At 49.2% G+C, this 18,234-nt stretch carries 13 protein-coding genes; 8 read left to right on the top strand and 5 right to left on the bottom strand.

Features of this window, described 5'->3' with window-relative positions; all coding sequences use genetic code 11:
* The first annotated feature begins 14 nt into the window (after positions 1 to 14).
* Positions 15 to 650, top strand: coding sequence for a TetR/AcrR family transcriptional regulator (locus ST42_RS08105; protein ID WP_044073213.1), 636 nt, complete (start codon positions 15 to 17; stop codon positions 648 to 650).
* Between the two features lie 396 nt (positions 651 to 1,046).
* Here ST42_RS08105 and ST42_RS08100 read toward each other — a convergent pair whose 3' ends face one another.
* Positions 1,047 to 4,031: an ATP-binding protein gene (locus tag ST42_RS08100; RefSeq protein WP_197068931.1), complete on the bottom strand. Its 2,985-nt coding sequence runs from the start codon at positions 4,029 to 4,031 to the stop codon at positions 1,047 to 1,049.
* Between the two features lie 273 nt (positions 4,032 to 4,304).
* Here ST42_RS08100 and ST42_RS08095 point away from each other — a divergent pair, with 273 nt between their 5' ends.
* Entirely contained in the window at positions 4,305 to 4,844 is a 540-nt protein-coding gene (locus tag ST42_RS08095) for a hypothetical protein (RefSeq protein WP_044073149.1), read from the top strand.
* A 314-nt stretch (positions 4,845 to 5,158) separates the two neighbouring features.
* Here ST42_RS08095 and ST42_RS13200 read toward each other — a convergent pair whose 3' ends face one another.
* The 3 genes from ST42_RS13200 to ST42_RS08080 are packed head-to-tail and all read right to left on the bottom strand — an operon-like array spanning position 5,159 to position 7,644.
* Positions 5,159 to 5,995 (bottom strand): helix-turn-helix domain-containing protein, encoded by an 837-nt coding sequence (locus tag ST42_RS13200; RefSeq protein WP_022317059.1) that lies wholly within the window; start codon positions 5,993 to 5,995, stop codon positions 5,159 to 5,161.
* Positions 5,992 to 6,606, bottom strand: coding sequence for an aminotransferase class IV (locus ST42_RS08085; protein WP_052488285.1), 615 nt, complete (start codon positions 6,604 to 6,606; stop codon positions 5,992 to 5,994). Before ST42_RS08085 ends, ST42_RS13200 begins: the two co-directional genes overlap by 4 nt.
* 39 nt (positions 6,607 to 6,645) lie before the next feature.
* Positions 6,646 to 7,644: an aminodeoxychorismate synthase component I gene (locus ST42_RS08080; protein WP_044073146.1), complete on the bottom strand. Its 999-nt coding sequence runs from the start codon at positions 7,642 to 7,644 to the stop codon at positions 6,646 to 6,648.
* Between the two features lie 388 nt (positions 7,645 to 8,032).
* On the opposite strand from ST42_RS08080, the gene ST42_RS08075 reads away from it, so the two are divergent.
* The 4 genes from ST42_RS08075 to pafA all read left to right on the top strand — a co-directional run bounded on the left by ST42_RS08075 (position 8,033) and on the right by pafA (position 15,100).
* Positions 8,033 to 9,085 carry a metallophosphoesterase gene (locus ST42_RS08075; RefSeq protein ID WP_044073144.1) on the top strand — a complete coding sequence of 351 codons (1,053 nt, stop codon included), beginning with the start codon at positions 8,033 to 8,035 and terminating at the stop codon, positions 9,083 to 9,085.
* A gap of 3 nt (positions 9,086 to 9,088) precedes the next feature.
* A complete protein-coding gene (locus ST42_RS08070; RefSeq protein WP_044073143.1) occupies positions 9,089 to 11,920 on the top strand; it encodes a TonB-dependent receptor in 2,832 nt (943 codons plus the stop codon).
* A gap of 50 nt (positions 11,921 to 11,970) precedes the next feature.
* The gene (locus ST42_RS08065; protein WP_044073142.1) at positions 11,971 to 13,353 is read left to right on the top strand and encodes a right-handed parallel beta-helix repeat-containing protein; all 1,383 of its coding nucleotides are present in this window, start codon (positions 11,971 to 11,973) and stop codon (positions 13,351 to 13,353) included.
* A gap of 112 nt (positions 13,354 to 13,465) precedes the next feature.
* On the top strand, positions 13,466 to 15,100 hold the full coding sequence (pafA, locus tag ST42_RS08060; protein WP_052488284.1) for an alkaline phosphatase PafA: 1,635 nt from the start codon (positions 13,466 to 13,468) through the stop codon (positions 15,098 to 15,100).
* A 122-nt stretch (positions 15,101 to 15,222) separates the two neighbouring features.
* Here pafA and ST42_RS08055 read toward each other — a convergent pair whose 3' ends face one another.
* The gene (locus ST42_RS08055) at positions 15,223 to 16,272 is read right to left on the bottom strand and encodes a carbohydrate porin (RefSeq protein WP_044073141.1); all 1,050 of its coding nucleotides are present in this window, start codon (positions 16,270 to 16,272) and stop codon (positions 15,223 to 15,225) included.
* Between the two features lie 290 nt (positions 16,273 to 16,562).
* On the opposite strand from ST42_RS08055, the gene ST42_RS08050 reads away from it, so the two are divergent.
* Both ST42_RS08050 and ST42_RS08045 read left to right on the top strand, forming a co-directional pair.
* Complete coding sequence (locus ST42_RS08050) at positions 16,563 to 17,351, top strand: arginase family protein (RefSeq protein WP_044073140.1); 789 nt, start codon at positions 16,563 to 16,565, stop codon at positions 17,349 to 17,351.
* A gap of 286 nt (positions 17,352 to 17,637) precedes the next feature.
* Positions 17,638 to 17,844 (top strand): hypothetical protein, encoded by a 207-nt coding sequence (locus ST42_RS08045; protein WP_022317069.1) that lies wholly within the window; start codon positions 17,638 to 17,640, stop codon positions 17,842 to 17,844.
* Positions 17,845 to 18,234: the final 390 nt, after the last annotated feature.

Raw genomic sequence — 18,234 nt, 5'->3', positions numbered from 1 at the left:
ACGCAATGAAGGAAATGCAAACAGACCACAACAACATATCTGAACATCGCCAGGAGCTGAAGCTCAGGATTCTGCGCACGGCAATGCCGCTCTTCAAACAGAGGGGCATAAAGGCAGTGAAGATGGACGACATCGCAGCGGCGCTGTCGATATCGAAGCGCACTCTATATGAGGTGTACGACAAGAAGGAGGACCTGCTGCTTGCGGGTGCGCGGCACGATCATGAAGAGCTTTTAAGGCATATCCAGGAATATGCGCTGACGGCGGAAAACGAAATCGACATAGTGGTGACGTTCTTCAAGCTTAAATTCGCTGACCTCGACAACCTCTCCCCTCTCTTCCTCACTGAACTTGAGAAATACGACAAGGTGACGGCATATCTGCGGTCGCGCCACGAGGAACAGCAGAGGGAGTCGCTGCTTTTCGTGAAGCGCTGCATAGAGAACGGATATTTCGTGCCTGAGCTGAACTACGAAATCCTGCAGGACATCTGCGACTCAATGATGGACGCGAGCTTCAATAAGGCTCTCTACGAAAAATATTCGCTGAGCGACATCTTCTGCAACTTCTTCATAGTGTTGCTGCGCGGCTTCTGCACCGAGAAGGGCATCCTGCTTCTTGACCAGTATCTCAAGAAGACTGAAGATTGACACCGGCGGCCCTCAAAACCATCAACAAGCCACTCTCTTATCGCTTAAACCCAAATCGGTCATTAGGGCTTGCTTGGATTTTGTGTTTTTATAAGAGTGGATTTTGTTTGGCTTTTAACCCGAATCGGTCGTTAGGGCTTGCTTGGATTTTGTTCTTTTAGAAGAGTGGATTTTGTTTGGCTTTTAATGAGTAATAGCGAGCTATTGCGAATTAAAAACAGACAAAAGACGCCTTATAAAAAACAAAAGACTGCAAGCAGTAATTAAAAAATACAATAAACGGCCTAATGACCGATTTGGGTTTAACCCAAATCGGTCATCATGGCCAGCCTGGATTGTGTTTTTTTTCGGAAGAGCGGATTTTATCCCCAAACGGCATAATGACCGTTTGGGGGGTTATGCTTTCTTGCGATACTGCGACGGTGTTATTCCTACCACCTGCTTGAAGATTCTTGTGAAATGCGACATATCGTAGAAACCGCACTTCATTCCTATCTCGCTGATCGACATGTCATCGCGGTTGTCCAGCATATCTTTGGCTTTCTGCATCTGGCGCTTGCGGAAATATGCCATCGGTGTGTCGCCCGACACGGCATTGAGCTTTCGGCGCAACTGCTGCTGACTCATACATAGGGCTATAGCCACACTGTCTACGGAGAGGTCCGTCGCCATCAATTCGTCCACTGCGGCATCCACCCTATTGAGGAACACACGGTCGCAAGGCGGCAGCGTCTCCACGGCAGCCTGTTTGTCGTCGGCTGGCGCCTGCATATAGCGCAGGCGCAGCAAGCGGTGTTTCTCCAGCAGGTTGCCGACAGTTACGGATAGTTCTTCAGCATCAAATGGTTTATATATATACGCATCAACGCCAATCTGCAGTCCGCGCAGCTTGTCTTTCTGGGTTGTCCTCGCCGTGACGATGATGACAGGAATGTGGTTGAGCACCTCCGATTCCTTCACTCTCTGACACAGTTCGTAGCCATCCATGCGTGGCATCATGACATCAGTGATGATGATGTCGGGCACCGTCTCCGTGGCAATGCGCAGTCCCTCCTCACCATCACGTGCCAACACGAGGCGGTATCTTGCCTTAAGCTGCATTGTCATGTATTCCGCCACATCGGCATTGTCTTCCACGATGAGCACTAACTGACGGGTATCAGCAGAACAGCCGTCAGCCACATCACCACCATCATCATCCATATCATGACTATTCGCACCGATATCCACGAGGGCATCACTCTTGTCGCCTGCCACAGGATTATTATCCTCTCCACAACCGGAAGTTCCGTTATTGCCACCTGTTTTAGTATTTGCTCCAAGCAGCATATCATCAGGGATTGTTCCGAGTGACTCAAGCGGCTTCACGTCAACACCCGCCGGGGCCTTGACGGGCACGTTTACGGTGAATACCGAACCGACGTCCACCTTACTGTCGAGCGTTATGCTGCCGCCAAGGGTTTTCACTATCTGGTTCACGAGGGCCAGTCCCACTCCCGACCCGATGGTCTTCTTGTCGCTCTCTGTCTGATAGAAGGGTTCGAAGATATGCTGCTGCTCATTTTCCGGTATACCGCTACCATAGTCGGCAATGCGCAGGGTCAGCATGTCGTTCTCCACCTCAAGCGCCACAAGCACCTGTCCTCCCTCCTTGGAGAACTTTATGGCATTTGTCAGAAGGTTGCACAACACCTTCTGGGCATAGTCTGGCACGAAGTCACACATCATCTTCTTTTGCTTTGGGGCATACATCAGGGTTATCTGTCTGGAGTGTGCCATATTGAGATGACTCTCTATGATGTTTGCCATGAAGAGCACGATGTCGCCATGATGCCAGTCGGGATGTCCGATATTCGACTTCACCTTCTGTATGTCGAGCAACTGGTTGATGAGCGACAGAAGGCGCGTGCCTTGTCTTGACACCATGCTTCCCACCTTTGCCATATCGCCTGCCGGCACCTTGCCTTCCTCCATCATCCGTGAATATCCGAGAATAACGGTGAGAGGGGTGCGAAACTCGTGTGTTATGTTAGTGAAGAAACTTATTCTCATCTCCTCCATCTGATGCTGCTCCATCTGCTTGCGCTTACGGCTACGAAGGGCGTAGAGCATGAAACTCATTGTCACACCACCGAGCACGAACAAAAGGACTGCAGCCATAATGCTGACCCACTTAAGCGATTTCTCCGTTTGATACTCCTCGTTCAGGGCATTCACTTCGGCACGCCTCTGCTCATGCTCATAGCGCACTCGCATGTTCTGCATGTGAACAATATTCTTCTCGCTCGTCAGACTGTCGCTGAGTTGGTCAAACGTCCGGTAGTAGTGAAGAGCGCGCCGGCAGTCGTCTTTCTTTGCATAGATGTCGTAGTACAGCTTGGCAATCTGCGCCTGGTGTTCGAGCGAATGCAGGTCGTGGGCAAGGCGGTCGGCAGTGGCGAGATAGGTCATCGCCGTGTTTTCGTCGCCGATTTTAATGTATATCTCCGCAAGAGCGAGACATGGTTCCATGGCATGCCACCTGTCTTCTGACGTTCCCATTATTTCGTATGCCTTGCGATACTCGGCTATTGCTTCTGTCCGTCTGCCTTGCTTCTCGAAGAGGCGTCCGAAGTGGGTATAGCAGAGCGATATGCCGAGGTCGGAATCGGCGAGTCTGTTCTGCTGCATCGACTGCTTGTAGCATGCCCATGCGGAGTCGAGCATGTTTCGCTTTTCGAATACCGAACCTATATTTGCGTAGTTGATGGCCTGTCCGAGGTGGCTTCCGAGTGTCTTCTCTCCCTTCAATGCAGCGCGGAACATAGAGTCTGCCGTTTCGGTGTCGCCGAGAGTAAGACTGATGTTTCCGATGCCGTTGAGGGATACCAAACGGTTTTTCATTGCCGTCTTGTCGTTTCGCCGACTGAACAGGTCGCCGAGGTGCAGCGCACGATAGTGGTAGTCCACTGCCTCGTCGAGCACTCCCATTCTTCTGAAATTCGTTCCGATATTGTTCAGCGCCTGCACTGTGGCGATGGTGTCACCGAGTTTCCTTGCGAGTTCCAGTTCACGATTATGACAGGCTATGGCTTTCATGAAGCAGTTTTCATCTCGCCACAAGCGTCCCCGCTTCTGGAGTGATCTCATCTCAAGCATATAGTCGCCGCTCTTTTCGGCTTCTTTCACCAGGCTGTCGAGTTGTTCTTTGTCTTTCATGCCGTTTACCACACTGTCGGCGGCATCACGCTTCATGGCGAGGACGCGTGGCGACGGTGAACTATGGCACGACATGATGAGAGTCAGGATTATGGCACACGTAACCAGGAAGGCTGCGCTGCGCACAGAGAATAATAGTCGGATTTTTCGAAATGTATTTAAGGTATAGTAGCGATCTGTCATACGCCAAAATAATGTGGTACTGATTGGTATTTTGCGCATTCTGCCGACATCCAGAAAACGGGAGTCTACTAATACGGCAATATGTCTATCGATGCAAATATACTACAACTTGACAACACTGCAAAAAACTGACTGGAAAAATTTGCAGAAGGGGGAAAAACAAGTATCTTTGCATAAGATAGGCTTCACCTCAGCATAACAATCAAGCAAGCTTGTTGTCCTGCATTCGGTTTGCACTATCTTTGCATAAGATACAAAGTCTCCTCTCCTTTCATGAATAACAAAACGACATACAGCCTCAACTACCGCAACTCTGACGACTACATCATCCGCCACACCACAACAGCCGACATACCACGGCTGAAGGAAATATTCGCCATTGCCCGCCGATTCATGACGGAAGCCGGCAACCCCAATCAATGGACAGAAGGATATCCAAGCGAGGAACTTCTACAGGAAGACATTGACAGCGGGGACAGCTACGTTATCGTGAAAGGAGACAGAATAGTGGCTACTTTCGTACTGCGTGGCGGTGCCGACCCTACCTACGACATCATCTACGACGGCAAATGGTCCAACGACAAACCATACGCCACTATCCACCGCATCGCCAGTTCGGGCGAAGCAACGGGCATCATGCACACCGCCCTGCAGTATGCCCTCACCCTCTACGACAACATCCGCATCGACACACATCGCGACAATCTCGTGATGCAACATCTGCTTGCCAACGAGGGGTTCAGCTATTGCGGAGTTATCCACTGCTGGTCTGGTGACGAGCGGCTGGCATTCCAACTTACGAAGAAGGGATAGGAAAAAATCTTTGACGATATATTAAGCCCAAAACGGTCATTAGGCCGTTAAATGTGATATTTTATAACTGCTTGCAGTCTTTTGCTTTTTATAAGGCGTCTTTTGTCCGTTTTTAATTCGCAATAGCTTGCTATTACTCATTAAAAGCCAACCAAAATCCACTCTTCTAAAAATCAAAATCCAAGCAAGCCCTAACGACCGATTTGGGTTAAGCCAAACAGAATCCACTCTTCTAAAAATCCAAGCAAGCCCTAATGACCGATTTGGGGTAAAAAAACTATCATAGAGCAGAGGTCCCTGCGGTCTCTCCGCCCCTATTGTCTGTTTCTATATGCGAGCGGAGTCATGCCTGAGCGCTGCTTGAAAAAATTGGAGAGGGCGCTCTGGTCGCTGAAATTGAGATAGTCGGCAATCTCGCCTATCGTCATGTCTGAGTGCGTGAGCAGATTGCATATTTCCTTGTATACCAATGATGTGGCATGGTCGTTGACGGTAGTGCCACTGATTTCCTTCACCAGTCTGGAGAGATACACAGTGGAGACGTTCAGCTTGTCGGCATAGAAGCGGATCTGTCTCTCCTTGCGGAAATTACGGTATAGATGATGGAGGAAAATCTCATAAATGCCTTTTTTGTGGCCGATGTCGTGCGACACGGAACATTGTTCGTATGGCAGTTCCTCGATAATCAGATTGAGCACATTGAACATGCTTCGTATCATCTCTATCTTGTTGATATGCTGATGGCGCACGATGTCGCGTATGAAATGGAAGATATCGAGAACGCTCTTGTATTTGTCGGCGGAAAGGCGGAAGCAATATGTATGACTTACAAACTCCTCGTCCACCAGCACGCATTCCGCATCGATGTCTGGAGAAACAGACAGGAGCGTTGCCACATCATTGACCGAGACCATAAGCATACTGCCCTCACCGAGTTCCAGCACATCACCGTCTTTGCCGTTGATGACCATCCGACAGCTGCCTTGCTTCACGAGAAAGATACGGCAGAAAAGCGCACGCTCCGTCACCATATCGGCAAAGTCCCCACTCTCCTGCCGAGTGACGGCAAAGTGGGCGGCGTATGCTCCGAATATATCTTTCAGATGATATCGTGAGGCAAATTCTTCCAGGTTGTATATCTTTTGGTTCATATCAGTTCCGTGTTTATATCATGAACGGCAATCTCTCTCTCGCCGAAGTCTATCATGGCGTTGAACAGGCTCACGCGGGTTGCCCGCTGAAGGTCACCGATGGTGATATCAGCCTCGGTGAGGACACCTTGGTCGAGCAGCGCTGCCCGTTTTGTGCCATAGAGCAATGGGCAGCGTGGCGTAATCCATCCGTTGCCGTCGTGGATGGCGATGTTGGTGAACGATGTGTCTGTCAGGAGTCCGTGCTTCAGGATTATCACTTCGTCGGCATTTCCTTTCTTCTCCGCCAGCATATTGAGACGGGAGCGGTCGGTACTTTTGTATTCATAACTTATGTCGCCACCTTCCACCACCTGCAGGGTCTTCATTTCACGCATGTGGTAGGGTGCGTATTCCACTGTCTCCACTCCTTTCCCGCCATACACCACCCGTGCCTTCAATATTCCTTCGCCTGCCTTTGCGTCAATGATTTCGCAGAGGCGGGGCATGTCATGAAGGGCAAGGCCGGGAAAGAAGCGTCTGACGGTTCTTTCCATCCTTGTCTGATGATATGGCAGTGCCATGACTGTGCCATCCTTTATCTTTATTGTCTCTACGAAGTGCATTTTCATTATATTTTTATGATAGAACAGACTGCGACAGAATCATTCCTACCCCATCGGAAGGTAAATCTTCTGTATCACCTCCTCATATTCTTTCCTGCAGTCGCTCATCCAGGTTATTCCTCCGCCTGCCTTGAAATACATGCCGCTCTGGTCTTGCTCGATGAAACGTATCATGACGGCAGAATTGAGTTCTCCGTTGTCATAGATGCCCATCACTCCGGTATAGAATCCTCGTTTGTAGCCTTCCGCCTGGCTGATGATTGCCACGGTCTTGTCTTTTGGCGCTCCCGTTATCGACCCTGCCGGCAGCTGTGCCGCCAGTATGTCACCGATGTTCCGGCGATAGTCGGCAGGGAGTTGTCCGCTCACCTCCGAACTGGTCTGCAGTATGTCGCCCTTGTTTGTATGCAGCAGGTCGATATACCGGTATCTGTCCACCCTCACGTCGGTCGCCACCCTACTGAGGTCGTTTCTGATAAGGTCAACTATAGTGGCATGTTCGGCAGCCTCCTTCTCATCATCCATCAATACCCTTTCGGCATCTGGGATTGTGGCATCGAGCGTTCCCTTCATAGGATAGGAATATATCCTTCCGCCCTTTATCTTAACGAAGGTTTCGGGCGAGAAGCACACTATGCTTTTCCTTTCTCCTGTCTCCTTCCCCACCTTGAGCAGCAGTTTGTATTTGCCTCTGGCATGGAGAAAGATATCATCGGGCGTGAGACTGCACCTCACCGGCACCTTGCATGTGAGATTGGTCAGATAACTGTTGCCTGCCATCAGATTGCTCTTCACGATGGCGAAACTCTTCTCATAGTCCTCATAGCGAGGTTCGTCCACCTGCCATTCAACAGGCGTTGGAAGTGGTCTGACATCCATCTTGCCTACATTGCCCACTCCCTCAAAGTCGTAAAGGCATTCCTGCGGATTGATTTCCGACAGCTTGTGTATATATGCGCCATCTCCCTCATAGTCGATAACGAAGAGGAATGGTTCTCCCCCGGCTGCGAGGATGTTCATGCGGTCGATAATCTCTTGTCTCATATCTCGATACTACACCTTATAATATATATGGACGTGTATCCATAGGTCTAAGCAAGGTGAAAGATTCATACTTATATACTTGTATATATAATGCAAAGGTAATAATTTTCTTTTAAAGACCGCAACCTTACGTTTCTTATCTGCATTTATCCCCAATCGGTCATTAGGGCTTGCTTGGAAGTTGACACTCCCAACTACGAGGTGTCTGCCATTTGTGTTATCTCCGGTTTGTCTGTGTAACGCCTTTGTAGCACGTTTTTACCTGCTTATTAAAATGCATGTAACATCTTTGACATACAGTGACAGTACTTTTGCAGCAGAATTTAACGTTTTGAAATCAATATTCATAATTTAATCATTAAGGTATAATATAAAGGTAACAAAGAAAATGAAAAAGAAGAAATTCGGAGTTTGCGGTAGAAACAAGATTGCCGTATTGTCAATGGCGGCTATGATGTTGCTGGGTGGTTTGAATTTGCAGGCTCAGAAGAGCAATGTTGCTTCTGTCAACGCCAATGCAGCGGTGGCGGCCGCTGGAGGTCCAGGCAACACAACGCCAGAGACAGTCCGTTCGGAATGGAAGAAGCTGAAGGGCGACATCACGCTCTATATGGCTAACGACCTCGGCAGAAACGGTTATTATGACCAAAAGCCCATTGCAGAACTGATGGGAGAGATGGGAGAGGTTTTAGGTCCAGAATGCGTGCTTGCCGTTGGCGACATCCATCATTTCAACGGTGTGGCATCTGTCAACGACCCGTTGTGGATGACAAACTTCGAACAGGTTTATTCGCATCCCGAACTGATGCTCGACTGGTTTCCTGTGTTGGGCAACCATGAATACCGCGGCAACACTCAGGCGGTGCTCGACTATGGCAAGGTGAGCCGCCGCTGGATGATGCCGGCCCGCTACTACACCAAGGTGTTCAACAAGAAAGGCACCACACTTCGGGTGGTATTCCTCGACACCACACCGCTCATCGACCGCTACCAGCAGAACTCCGACGTTTATCCCGATGCCTGCAAACAGGATATGAAAGCAGAACTAGACTGGCTCGACAACACGCTGAAGAATGCCAAGGAGGACTGGGTAATCGTTGTGGGACACCATCCCATCTATGCATACACCGACAAAGCTGAAAGCGAGCGCACAGACATGCAGACTCGTGTGCTCCCGATACTGAAGCGCTACAAGAACGTGGCTATATATGCCTGCGGACATATCCACAACTTCCAACACATCAAGATGAAAGGCGACGACATCGACTATGTGGTCAACACATCGGCATCTCTCGCCCGTCCGGTGCAGGCCGTCAAGGGCACCGTGTTCTGCAGTTCCGATGACGGTTTCTCTGTCATCTCTGCTTCGAAGAAACAACTCAGCATGTATATGATTGACAAGGAAGGTAAAGTGATTCACGAGATTCAGAAATCAAAATAACAGATGAAGAAGATTCTTTTCAGTGCGGCTCTTCTTGCCGCTGCGACTACAGCCGTCAGTGCTCATACGCTCGACGGCATAGTCAAGGATAACAAGACGGGCGAACCGCTCATCGGCACAGTGGTGCGGGTGAAGGAACTGCCCAACATAAGTACTACCACAGGTCTCGACGGTACGTTCTCTCTGCACGAACTGCCCGAAAAAGGCAAGTTCACCCTCGTCATCACCTATATGTCATACAAGACAAAGGAGATGGTGGTGGATGTTGCGAAAGACTACTCCAAAGGTTCTGAAGACGGCAAGGACGGACAGTTGACAATCGCCATGGACGAAGACTCCAGACAATTGGGCGAAGTGGTGGTAACGGGTCACCGCGAATACCGGTCAGACCGCAGTGCTGTGGAGACGGTGAAGAATGCCGGCACAGTGCTCAACGTGATGAGCCAGCAGAGCATCCAACTCTCGCCAGACGTGAATGTGGCAAGCGTGCTCCAGCGCATGTCGGGAGTCACTATGGAGCGTGATGCCTCCGGAGAAGCTTCTTATGCCATCCTGCGCGGCATGGACAAGAGATACAACTACACACTCGTGAATGGCGTGAAGATTCCGAGCCCCGACGACAAGAACCGCTATGTGCCTCTGAACATCTTCCCATCCGATATGATGGACCGTCTTGTGGTTTCAAAGTCACTCACCGCCGATATGGAGGGTGATGCAGCAGGAGGTGTGGTAGACATGGTAATGAAGGATGCGCCTTCTCGCTTCCAGCTGCAGGCCAATGCCGCCATCGGAGCCACCGACTATTTTGGGAAAGACGGCAGAGACTATCTCACAACCGACCGTTCTGACTATACCCACAAATCGCCATACGAGGCTAACGGTGCTGACTACAAGGCTACGATGAGCGACTTCAAGAACGGTCCGGTGCGCCTGAAGAGCCACTCTACTCCTGCCCCCAACTTCGTGGGCGGACTGAGCATCGGCGACCGTTTCTGGAAAGACCGTCTCGGAGTGATGCTCGCCGGAAGCATCCAGAACACCTTCCGTGGCACTGAGCGTACATACAACTCCGTGAAGATGGCATCGGGAGAACAGGCGATGTATATCTCAAACCTACACCACCGCTACTACAGCATCCACGACCTAACCTCTGGTCTGCACGCCAAGATAGACCTGACACTGCCTGAACACAAGCTGGAATGGTATAACATGTACGTTAGGTCTAACTCTAAAGGCGTTCGCTACGACAACGGCATCAGCACAGAATATATCGCTGCCGACTCATACACACAGGACGACGAGGTGCGCTCCACATCTGCCACACAGAGCATCTTCGCCACAAACCTGAAAGGAACACATCATCTCACTAAAGACTTCACCGTGGACTGGTCAGGAATATTCTCACAGGCCAAGGAGGAAGACCCCGACAGAACATACATCACGCTGACCAATTCCGTCAGCCGAGATGCCAGTGCTGAAGGCGACGTGGTGGGCGGTTCGATATGGAACACGGACAAGAACATCACGAAGACGCTGCCGAAGAACGCCGAACGCAGATTCCAACACAACAAAGACACCGATTGGGCGGGCTACATCAATTTCTCATACGACACACATTTCGGCAACGGCGTTGACGCTCTATGGAAAGCCGGAGCACAATATCGCCGCAAGAAGCGCAGCAACAGATACTACTCGTATATCTTCAATCCTGCCGACATCTCGCAGAAGCTCGACGGCAACGGCTATGACCAGTTTGCCAATGTCGACTGGGTGTGCAAGACTCCGTATTCTCAAGCCTCACAGCTCAACTACGACTCAAAGGAGCATATCGGCGGTACCTATGCTATGGTAACTCTGAAGAGCAGGATAGGCGAAGTGTATGCCGGTTTCCGTGCTGAGCACACCAATCAGATATACACTATGCTTCAGCATTTCCGCAATATGGGACAGGTGGGCGAACAGAGCTATTGGGACTATCTGCCATCGGCATCGCTCAAATGGACACCGACGGCGAAGATGAACGTGAGACTCTCTTACTACCGCAGCATCAACCGTCCGGGATTCTATGAAATCGTGCCTTATCAGATTCAGGGCGAGGAATATCAGGAGAAAGGTAACCCGAACCTGAAACGTGCACGCATCGACAATCTGGACCTGAGATGGGAATGGTTTCCAAGTAAGACGGAGCAGATACTCGTCGGCGTATTCTATAAATACCTGAAGAATCCTATCGAGCAGGTGTTCGTAACTTCCGACGGCAAGATTGGTGCCGGAACGGATGCCTACTATATGCCAGACAACCTCGGTAACGCCAAGAACATGGGCTTCGAGATCGACGTGATAAAATATATCCGCCACTTCGGTGTGAAGGCAAACTACACCTACACCCACTCCCGCATCACCACATCAAAGCGTGAATACCAGGAGGGCAGTGCTGAGTATAAGACAGGAGTGACACAGACCCGTCCGCTCGTGAACCAGGCCCCTCACACCGCCAACCTCTCCTTGCTCTACAAAGACACGGAGAACGGATGGAACGCACAACTCGCCGCTTCGTACACCGGCACCAAACTTGCTCTCGTATCGCCCTTCAAAGATGCCGACCAATGGGACAAGGCGATGTTCGGTCTGGACCTCAGCGCCGAGAAGCAGTTCAAAAACGGCATCTCGATATTCTTCAAGGCAAACAACCTGCTCGACGCAAAGCGCGAGAGATATCTGAAAACCGTAAACCCGGACAATCTGGAATACGAAGGACAGAAGAAGGACAAGACCATCGTGGGAACATACAAATACGGCAGGACGTTCCTTCTCGGAGTGAGATACAAACTGTAATGCAAAGAGTGTTTAGCTTTCAGAAACCCAAATCACAAAAAAAAAATAAAATGACAAGGTCAAAAGTAATATACAGTGCACTGATTATGGCAGCTGCAACATTGTTCTCAACATCTTGCGAGAACGACAACATCAATCCATACGATTACGTTAACAACAACGGCAGCAACGGGAACCAGGGCTCTGCCGATGTAATCAAAACCGCCATGGCTGAATATCCCAAGGGCTCTCTGGTATGGACCAAGGACACCACTCTGAGCGAGAGCGTAGAGATACCTGTCGGCACCTCGCTATACATCGAGCCTGGAGTCACCGTGACATGCAAGTCGGAGGTTCAGGTGCCTGTAGAAATCGTAGTGCTTGGCAATCTCTATTGTATGGGAACGGCAGAGAAGCCGGTCACTTTCACTTCCGACACCAAGAAGACTGAAGACTGGGGAGGAATAATCTGCGGATACAATTCCGAGGAGGTAGTGCTCAGCCATGTAAACATCGCCTATGCCGGAGCCACACCGACGGAATCGTCGGCATCGTTCCAGAACAAATTGTTCAAGACTACCATCGACGGCGGTGTGCCTGCCTTCCACTTCTGCAATGTGAACGGCAAGTTCGTCATTGCTGACAGTTTCTTCCACGACAACTACAACGACCAGACATACTTCACCGGCGGCAACGGCGTGATCGTAAACAACATCTTTGCCGATTCCGGCAATGCCGCCGACGGTGGCGAGGCTATCAACGTGAAAGCTGGCTGCAAGCTCGATGTTGCCAACAACGTCATCTACAACGCCTGCACCAATGCATTCAAGCTTTCTAATGCCGGCAACAGCGAAGTGATTCCACTCACTGAGATGACTGTCTACAACAACACCATAGTGGATTGCGGATGGCGCCGCTCCAAGAACAAGAAAGGTGGTTCGGTATGGGTGGAGAAGGCAGCAAAGCCAGTCTTCGTGAACAACCTCGTATATGATTGCCGCTACGGTCTGAAGCAGCCGAAACAAGATGGTGTAGACATTGAGCACAGCCGCCTCACTCCCAACTACTATTACGCTTCTACAGAGAAGGGCGTGGAGCAGATGGCAAAGGGAGCATCGCTCGCTATATGGTTTGACACCGACATCAAGAGCAGCGTGGCAGGTCAGCTCGACCCGCTCTTCAAGAATTTCCGTCAAAGCGACAATATGGACATCAACTGTGAAGCTGACAAATTGGAGAAAGGTGCTCCACTGGCTTTCGACAAGACATGGGATTTCAACTTTCAGCCCGGCAGTCCTGCCCTCTCTGGCGGTGTGACAGATTTCAGCCGTCTCTTCCCCGGCGGACTCCCATTCTTCGGAATGAAGAAGGTGAACTTCCTCGACAGCAACAACGACATCAACTATTATTTCACCGCTCCACTGCCAAGCACACGATTCGGAGCATGGATGTAATTACCATACTTCCAGACGGTCTGACGATTGAAATCCACTCTTCTAAAACACTAAAATCCAAGTAAATCATAATGACCGATTGGGGATAAAGAAACAAAGTAAAGATTTGAAAATGAAAAAGACAATCACAGTTCTTGCAGCCTTGTTCCTGTCATGCTACGGCATGCAGGCACAGGACGGCAAGTCCGCTAATCTGACATTCCAAAGACCTCGCCTCGTGGTGGGCATCGTGATAGACCAGATGCGCTGGGACTATCTCTACCGTTATCAACAGCGCTATACAGAAGGTGGATTCAAACGCCTGCTCAACCAGGGATATTCATTCGAGAACACTCGCATCCCATATATCCCGTCAGTCACGGCGATAGGCCACACCTGTATATATACCGGCAGCGTGCCAACGATACACGGCATTGCTGGCAACAACTTCTATAAAGGCGGCAAGAAGGTATATTGCACCACCGACAAGACGGTGACCCCCGTGGGAACGAAGAGCGAATCAGGACAGATGTCGCCGCGCTACCTGTGGGTAACCACAATCAGCGACGAGATGAAACTCGCCACCAACGGTCGATCTAAGGTCGTAGGCGTTTCGCTGAAAGACCGTGCCTCTATCCTTCCTGCCGGACATAACCCAGACGGGGCATTCTGGTTTGACGACGAGACTGGCAATTTCGTGACAAGCACATACTATATGGACAAGCTGCCCGCATGGGTGACTCGTTTCAACCGCGAGAGGCACGCCGAGAAATATCTCTCTGAAAAATGGCAGACAATATATCCCAAAGACTCCTACATCGAGAGCACTGCCGACAACACGGAATATGAAGACGGCATCAAGGCTGGCGAAAAGGCACTGCTGCCTCTCGACCTGCCGTCGCTATACAAGAAATATGGTTATGAGATTATACGCAAGACACCGTTCGGCAATTCTCTGACCTTCGATATGGCCCGCGCCGCAATAGAGGGTGAGCACCTTGGCGAAGACGATGATGTGGACCTGCTGGCTGTGAGCTGTTCGAGCACCGATTATATCGGCCATCAGGTGGGTCCCAACGCCGTTGAGATTGAGGATACATATCTCAGACTCGACCGCAGCATCGCTGACTTCCTCAACTATCTCGACAAGAAGGTGGGCAAGGGGAATTATCTCGTGTTCCTCACTGCCGACCATGGAGCGATGAACAACGCCCGCTTCCTTCAAGACCGTCGCATCCCGGCTGGGGCATGGAGCAACTCTGAAATCGCCGACCGTCTCAATGCCAGACTCTCAGAGACATTCCCCGGTTGTGGCAAGATAGTAAGTGAGGTGATGAATTATCAGGTGTTCTTCGATATCGCCAGAATCCGCCAGCAGCATCTCGACTACGACCGCATCAAACAATGTGTCGTTGACGAACTGCTGACAGACTCTTCAGTGCACTATGCCTGCGATATGAACAAAGTGATGACTGCCACCATTCCCGACGACGTGAAACGGCGCATCATCAACGGTTATTGCCACGGCAGAAGCGGTGACGTGCAAATTGTGCTCAAACCTGGTTTCTATGCCCACAGCATGAAAGGCACCGACCATGGAGCATGGACTCCCTACGACACACACATCCCCCTCATCTTCATGGGATGGGGTATCAGCCACGGCTGCACCACAGAGCTCACGGAGATGACGGACATCGCTCCTACAATAGCTGCCCTGCTACATGTGCAGGCACCAAGCGGTTGTGTAGGAAGACCGCTTCTTCCTTAACCCCAATCGGCCATTAGCGCTGGTCTGTAACTTGATTTTTTAGAAGAGGTTATTTTGTTTGATCGGTCATTAGGATTACAGCCCTAATGACCATTTTTTTATGCGGGGCAATGTGCTCTCTTTCAAAAACTGCAACAAAGGCGTGTGCTGAGCACAGTGAAGTTTCCGTTACCATTGTTGATATATTGGAATGACGGCTGTATGGCTATCGACTTGGTGAGCTGTCGCCGCCATGTCAGTTCCAGCGAGAATTCATTGTCCTGACAGAACTGTGCATACTGTCCGGAGATGCCACACATGTTGAGACTGTCGGTATAAGCGCCTCCCAATTCGGCATAACGGTAGCAACCGCTCTCGCGGCAGGTGTTTTCTGAATATTGTGCCATACAGGTGATGGTCTTCCCGTCTGATTTCCACACCGGCTGTTCGCCATACACCCACCAGGCGCAGCTCGTCTTGTGGACAGCCTCATCGGCTGGCGCCATCTCACCTTCGTCGTCGAAGACGAACCGGCGGGTATGGAGAGTAACTCCGGCATAATACAAAGCGCCACGCCAGGAATACTCCAGCTGCGACATGTTAAAGATGCCGTCACGCTTTGGATTGATGATAAACGGATTGTCATGGTGCTTCCATCCGTTGTAGCCTACCCCATTATACAGGCTGTTCTTGAATATCCATCCTCCCTTGCTCACGTCGAAATATACCGTCAGACCTGACAGTGGATAGTTGGCTATCGGATAGCTTGCGGCGATTGTAGGGAAGATGCCGCACGAACTGTTAGTGAAGAGTGCAGTGACATCGGAAGTGAAGAAATCCTCATTCACGTTTCTCACTCCCACGAATAGGTGTCCTGCCTTCCATTCGTGCATATACCCCAACACGGCAATGCCGGCAAACATATTGTCTGCCTCTATGTTTGAGAATCCCTGCCAGTCGTCGATGATGCCGTCGCCAGTCTTCGCCACATGCAGCGTAGCGGCTTCCAAGGAACCGCCCTTCCATAGCGGAACGCTCATTTCCAGTCGCAGCAGGTTCACCCAATTGGTACCTTTATTCATATCCCATTGCCACTCAGTGGTATAGTTGCCCCAGAAACTCTGTGCATTCGCCATACTGGTGCTGATGCAGCATAGTGCCGACAGAAGGATGTTGCGTCTCGTTGTCTTCATAATCTAAAAAAACGGTGCTCTTCCGTAAGTATACTATTATTCTGTCGTTAAGAATATCTTGTTATTACGGTGCAAAATTACAAAAAAAATCCTATTTTTGATTAGAAAGGCATCATACAGGTATTAGGAATTGATTGGAATCATGCCTAAAAGATGATTGATTGCCTGTATGGCGAATCTGCAGACATAGTTTCAAGGTCAGGATGCACATTCATGATGGACGGATAAAAAACAGGCAAAAGACGCTTTTTTTATTGTCACTATCGGGAATAATATGTATTTTCGCATCCATGATAAAGAAACTTCCCATCATACTCCTGAATTTCACAGGCATATACAATTATGAATCGTTTGCCTCAAACCGGAACATCACCCATGTTGACTGTAGCGACATCAATGGCGTGGACTGCTATTGTGATGAGCAGGCAAAGGAGGAACTGAACCGCAGACTTTCACCATTTCCTGCCAAGGCTCTGCATTTCATAGATTCCGGCGATTTCCATTATCTCACTGAATATTGGGTATCCAGACTGCAGGAACCGTTCTCGCTGATTGTCTTCGACCATCATCCCGACATGCAAGAACCGCAATGGAACGGCGTCGTGTCGTGTGGAGGATGGGTGACTGATGTGTTGGAAAAGAACCCACTTGTCAGAAATATCATTATCGTGGGGGCTTCGGATGAACTGATTTCACAAATACCTGTTCATCTCAGAGAAAAGGTGTTGTTCTATAGTCAGGACGAAATCGACCATCATCAAGCATGGCCTTCAAAAGCCGGCAGACTGATACATGAGCCTGTTTACATCTCCATCGACAAGGACGTGCTGAGAAAGCATGACGCCGTCACTGATTGGAGCAATGGAGACATGTCGCTATTGCAGCTTCAAGCCGTGATCCGCATTATCTATGCCCATGAGGAGGTAATAGGCGTTGACATTACCGGCGAATGTTCTGCCACTCTCGACTATCTTTCTGAAACGAGAAACGCTGAAATCAACAACAGAGCCAATGCCGAACTGATGAAAATGATATTGGCGGAAGAACAACAGACTCATACAAATCAAAAGCGAGAATGAACAAAAACACAAACAAGTGCCGGTTCTTTATACTGACAAAGAACCATGCCTGCAAAATTCCCCTTGGCGTGGGGAAACTGCACCATTTCTTGACTGCTTCAGCTGAAAAGTGTAACTTTTCTGTGCTATCAGACGAAAGAAAGTGAAACAATCATATCTTTTCTTGTATCTAATAATGAGTTCAAAGAAGATTGGAGGTTAGTGACAAATAAGATTCACAAGAAAACTCTTGCAACTTAAAGAAATAATAATTATTTTTGCATTAATCACTTTAAACAACAAAAATATGAATACTTCTACACTTACGACCTCAATAACAATTCCCAAAATGGATTTGTCCTTACTCAAGGATTTAGCAAAAAAATTCGGATGGACTATAAACAACACCTCACAACAGATGTCTGGACTTGAAGAGGCACTTAACGATGTCAAGACAGGAAATGTATTTCACGCCAATAGTGCAAAAGACTTGATTGAACAGTGCTTAAAATAACCTGTTCTAATTAATCTTGTCGCAACAAGTAAAAATAATTGATTTGGCTTAAAAAGAAATATTGCTGCCTGGAGTTTTCCTCCAAACAGCAATATTTCTTTTTTCAGCCCCCAAACGGTGTAATGAGCGTTGGGGGCTGAATATACCATTTATTTTAAAAGCCTTTCATTTTGTGCAAATATTTTTCAAATGCATTCGCATTTTGCCACAAAATACATCATTTAAGCAAGTCAACATAGCAAAAGAGAGGTTGTTTTTAGCTACAAATCGCTTTCTATGTTAATATCCAAATGTTTTGACCATTATTTTCAATTTATGCTGAGATTTTATATTCAGGGGTGAATGTTTGGCGATTTCTGACCATGGCTGTGACCAAATGTACAAGTTTGT

This window comes from Prevotella pectinovora (assembly GCF_000834015.1).
Lineage (GTDB): Bacteria > Bacteroidota > Bacteroidia > Bacteroidales > Bacteroidaceae > Prevotella > Prevotella pectinovora.
Note: the sequence above shows the minus strand (reverse complement) of the source record. Positions and strands in the feature narration are given on the sequence as shown.

What these genes read in the sequence shown, in the direction of transcription:
- ST42_RS08105 (WP_044073213.1), top strand. Translation starts at nt 15, where the DNA reads ATGCAAACAGACCACAACAACATATCTGAACATCGCCAGGAGCTGAAG.
- ST42_RS08100 (WP_197068931.1), bottom strand. Translation starts at nt 4,031, where the DNA reads ATGACAGATCGCTACTATACCTTAAATACATTTCGAAAAATCCGACTA.
- ST42_RS08095 (WP_044073149.1), top strand. Translation starts at nt 4,305, where the DNA reads ATGAATAACAAAACGACATACAGCCTCAACTACCGCAACTCTGACGAC.
- ST42_RS13200 (WP_022317059.1), bottom strand. Translation starts at nt 5,995, where the DNA reads ATGAACCAAAAGATATACAACCTGGAAGAATTTGCCTCACGATATCAT.
- ST42_RS08085 (WP_052488285.1), bottom strand. Translation starts at nt 6,606, where the DNA reads ATGAAAATGCACTTCGTAGAGACAATAAAGATAAAGGATGGCACAGTC.
- ST42_RS08080 (WP_044073146.1), bottom strand. Translation starts at nt 7,644, where the DNA reads ATGAGACAAGAGATTATCGACCGCATGAACATCCTCGCAGCCGGGGGA.
- ST42_RS08075 (WP_044073144.1), top strand. Translation starts at nt 8,033, where the DNA reads ATGAAAAAGAAGAAATTCGGAGTTTGCGGTAGAAACAAGATTGCCGTA.
- ST42_RS08070 (WP_044073143.1), top strand. Translation starts at nt 9,089, where the DNA reads ATGAAGAAGATTCTTTTCAGTGCGGCTCTTCTTGCCGCTGCGACTACA.
- ST42_RS08065 (WP_044073142.1), top strand. Translation starts at nt 11,971, where the DNA reads ATGACAAGGTCAAAAGTAATATACAGTGCACTGATTATGGCAGCTGCA.
- pafA (WP_052488284.1), top strand. Translation starts at nt 13,466, where the DNA reads ATGAAAAAGACAATCACAGTTCTTGCAGCCTTGTTCCTGTCATGCTAC.
- ST42_RS08055 (WP_044073141.1), bottom strand. Translation starts at nt 16,272, where the DNA reads ATGAAGACAACGAGACGCAACATCCTTCTGTCGGCACTATGCTGCATC.
- ST42_RS08050 (WP_044073140.1), top strand. Translation starts at nt 16,563, where the DNA reads ATGATAAAGAAACTTCCCATCATACTCCTGAATTTCACAGGCATATAC.
- ST42_RS08045 (WP_022317069.1), top strand. Translation starts at nt 17,638, where the DNA reads ATGAATACTTCTACACTTACGACCTCAATAACAATTCCCAAAATGGAT.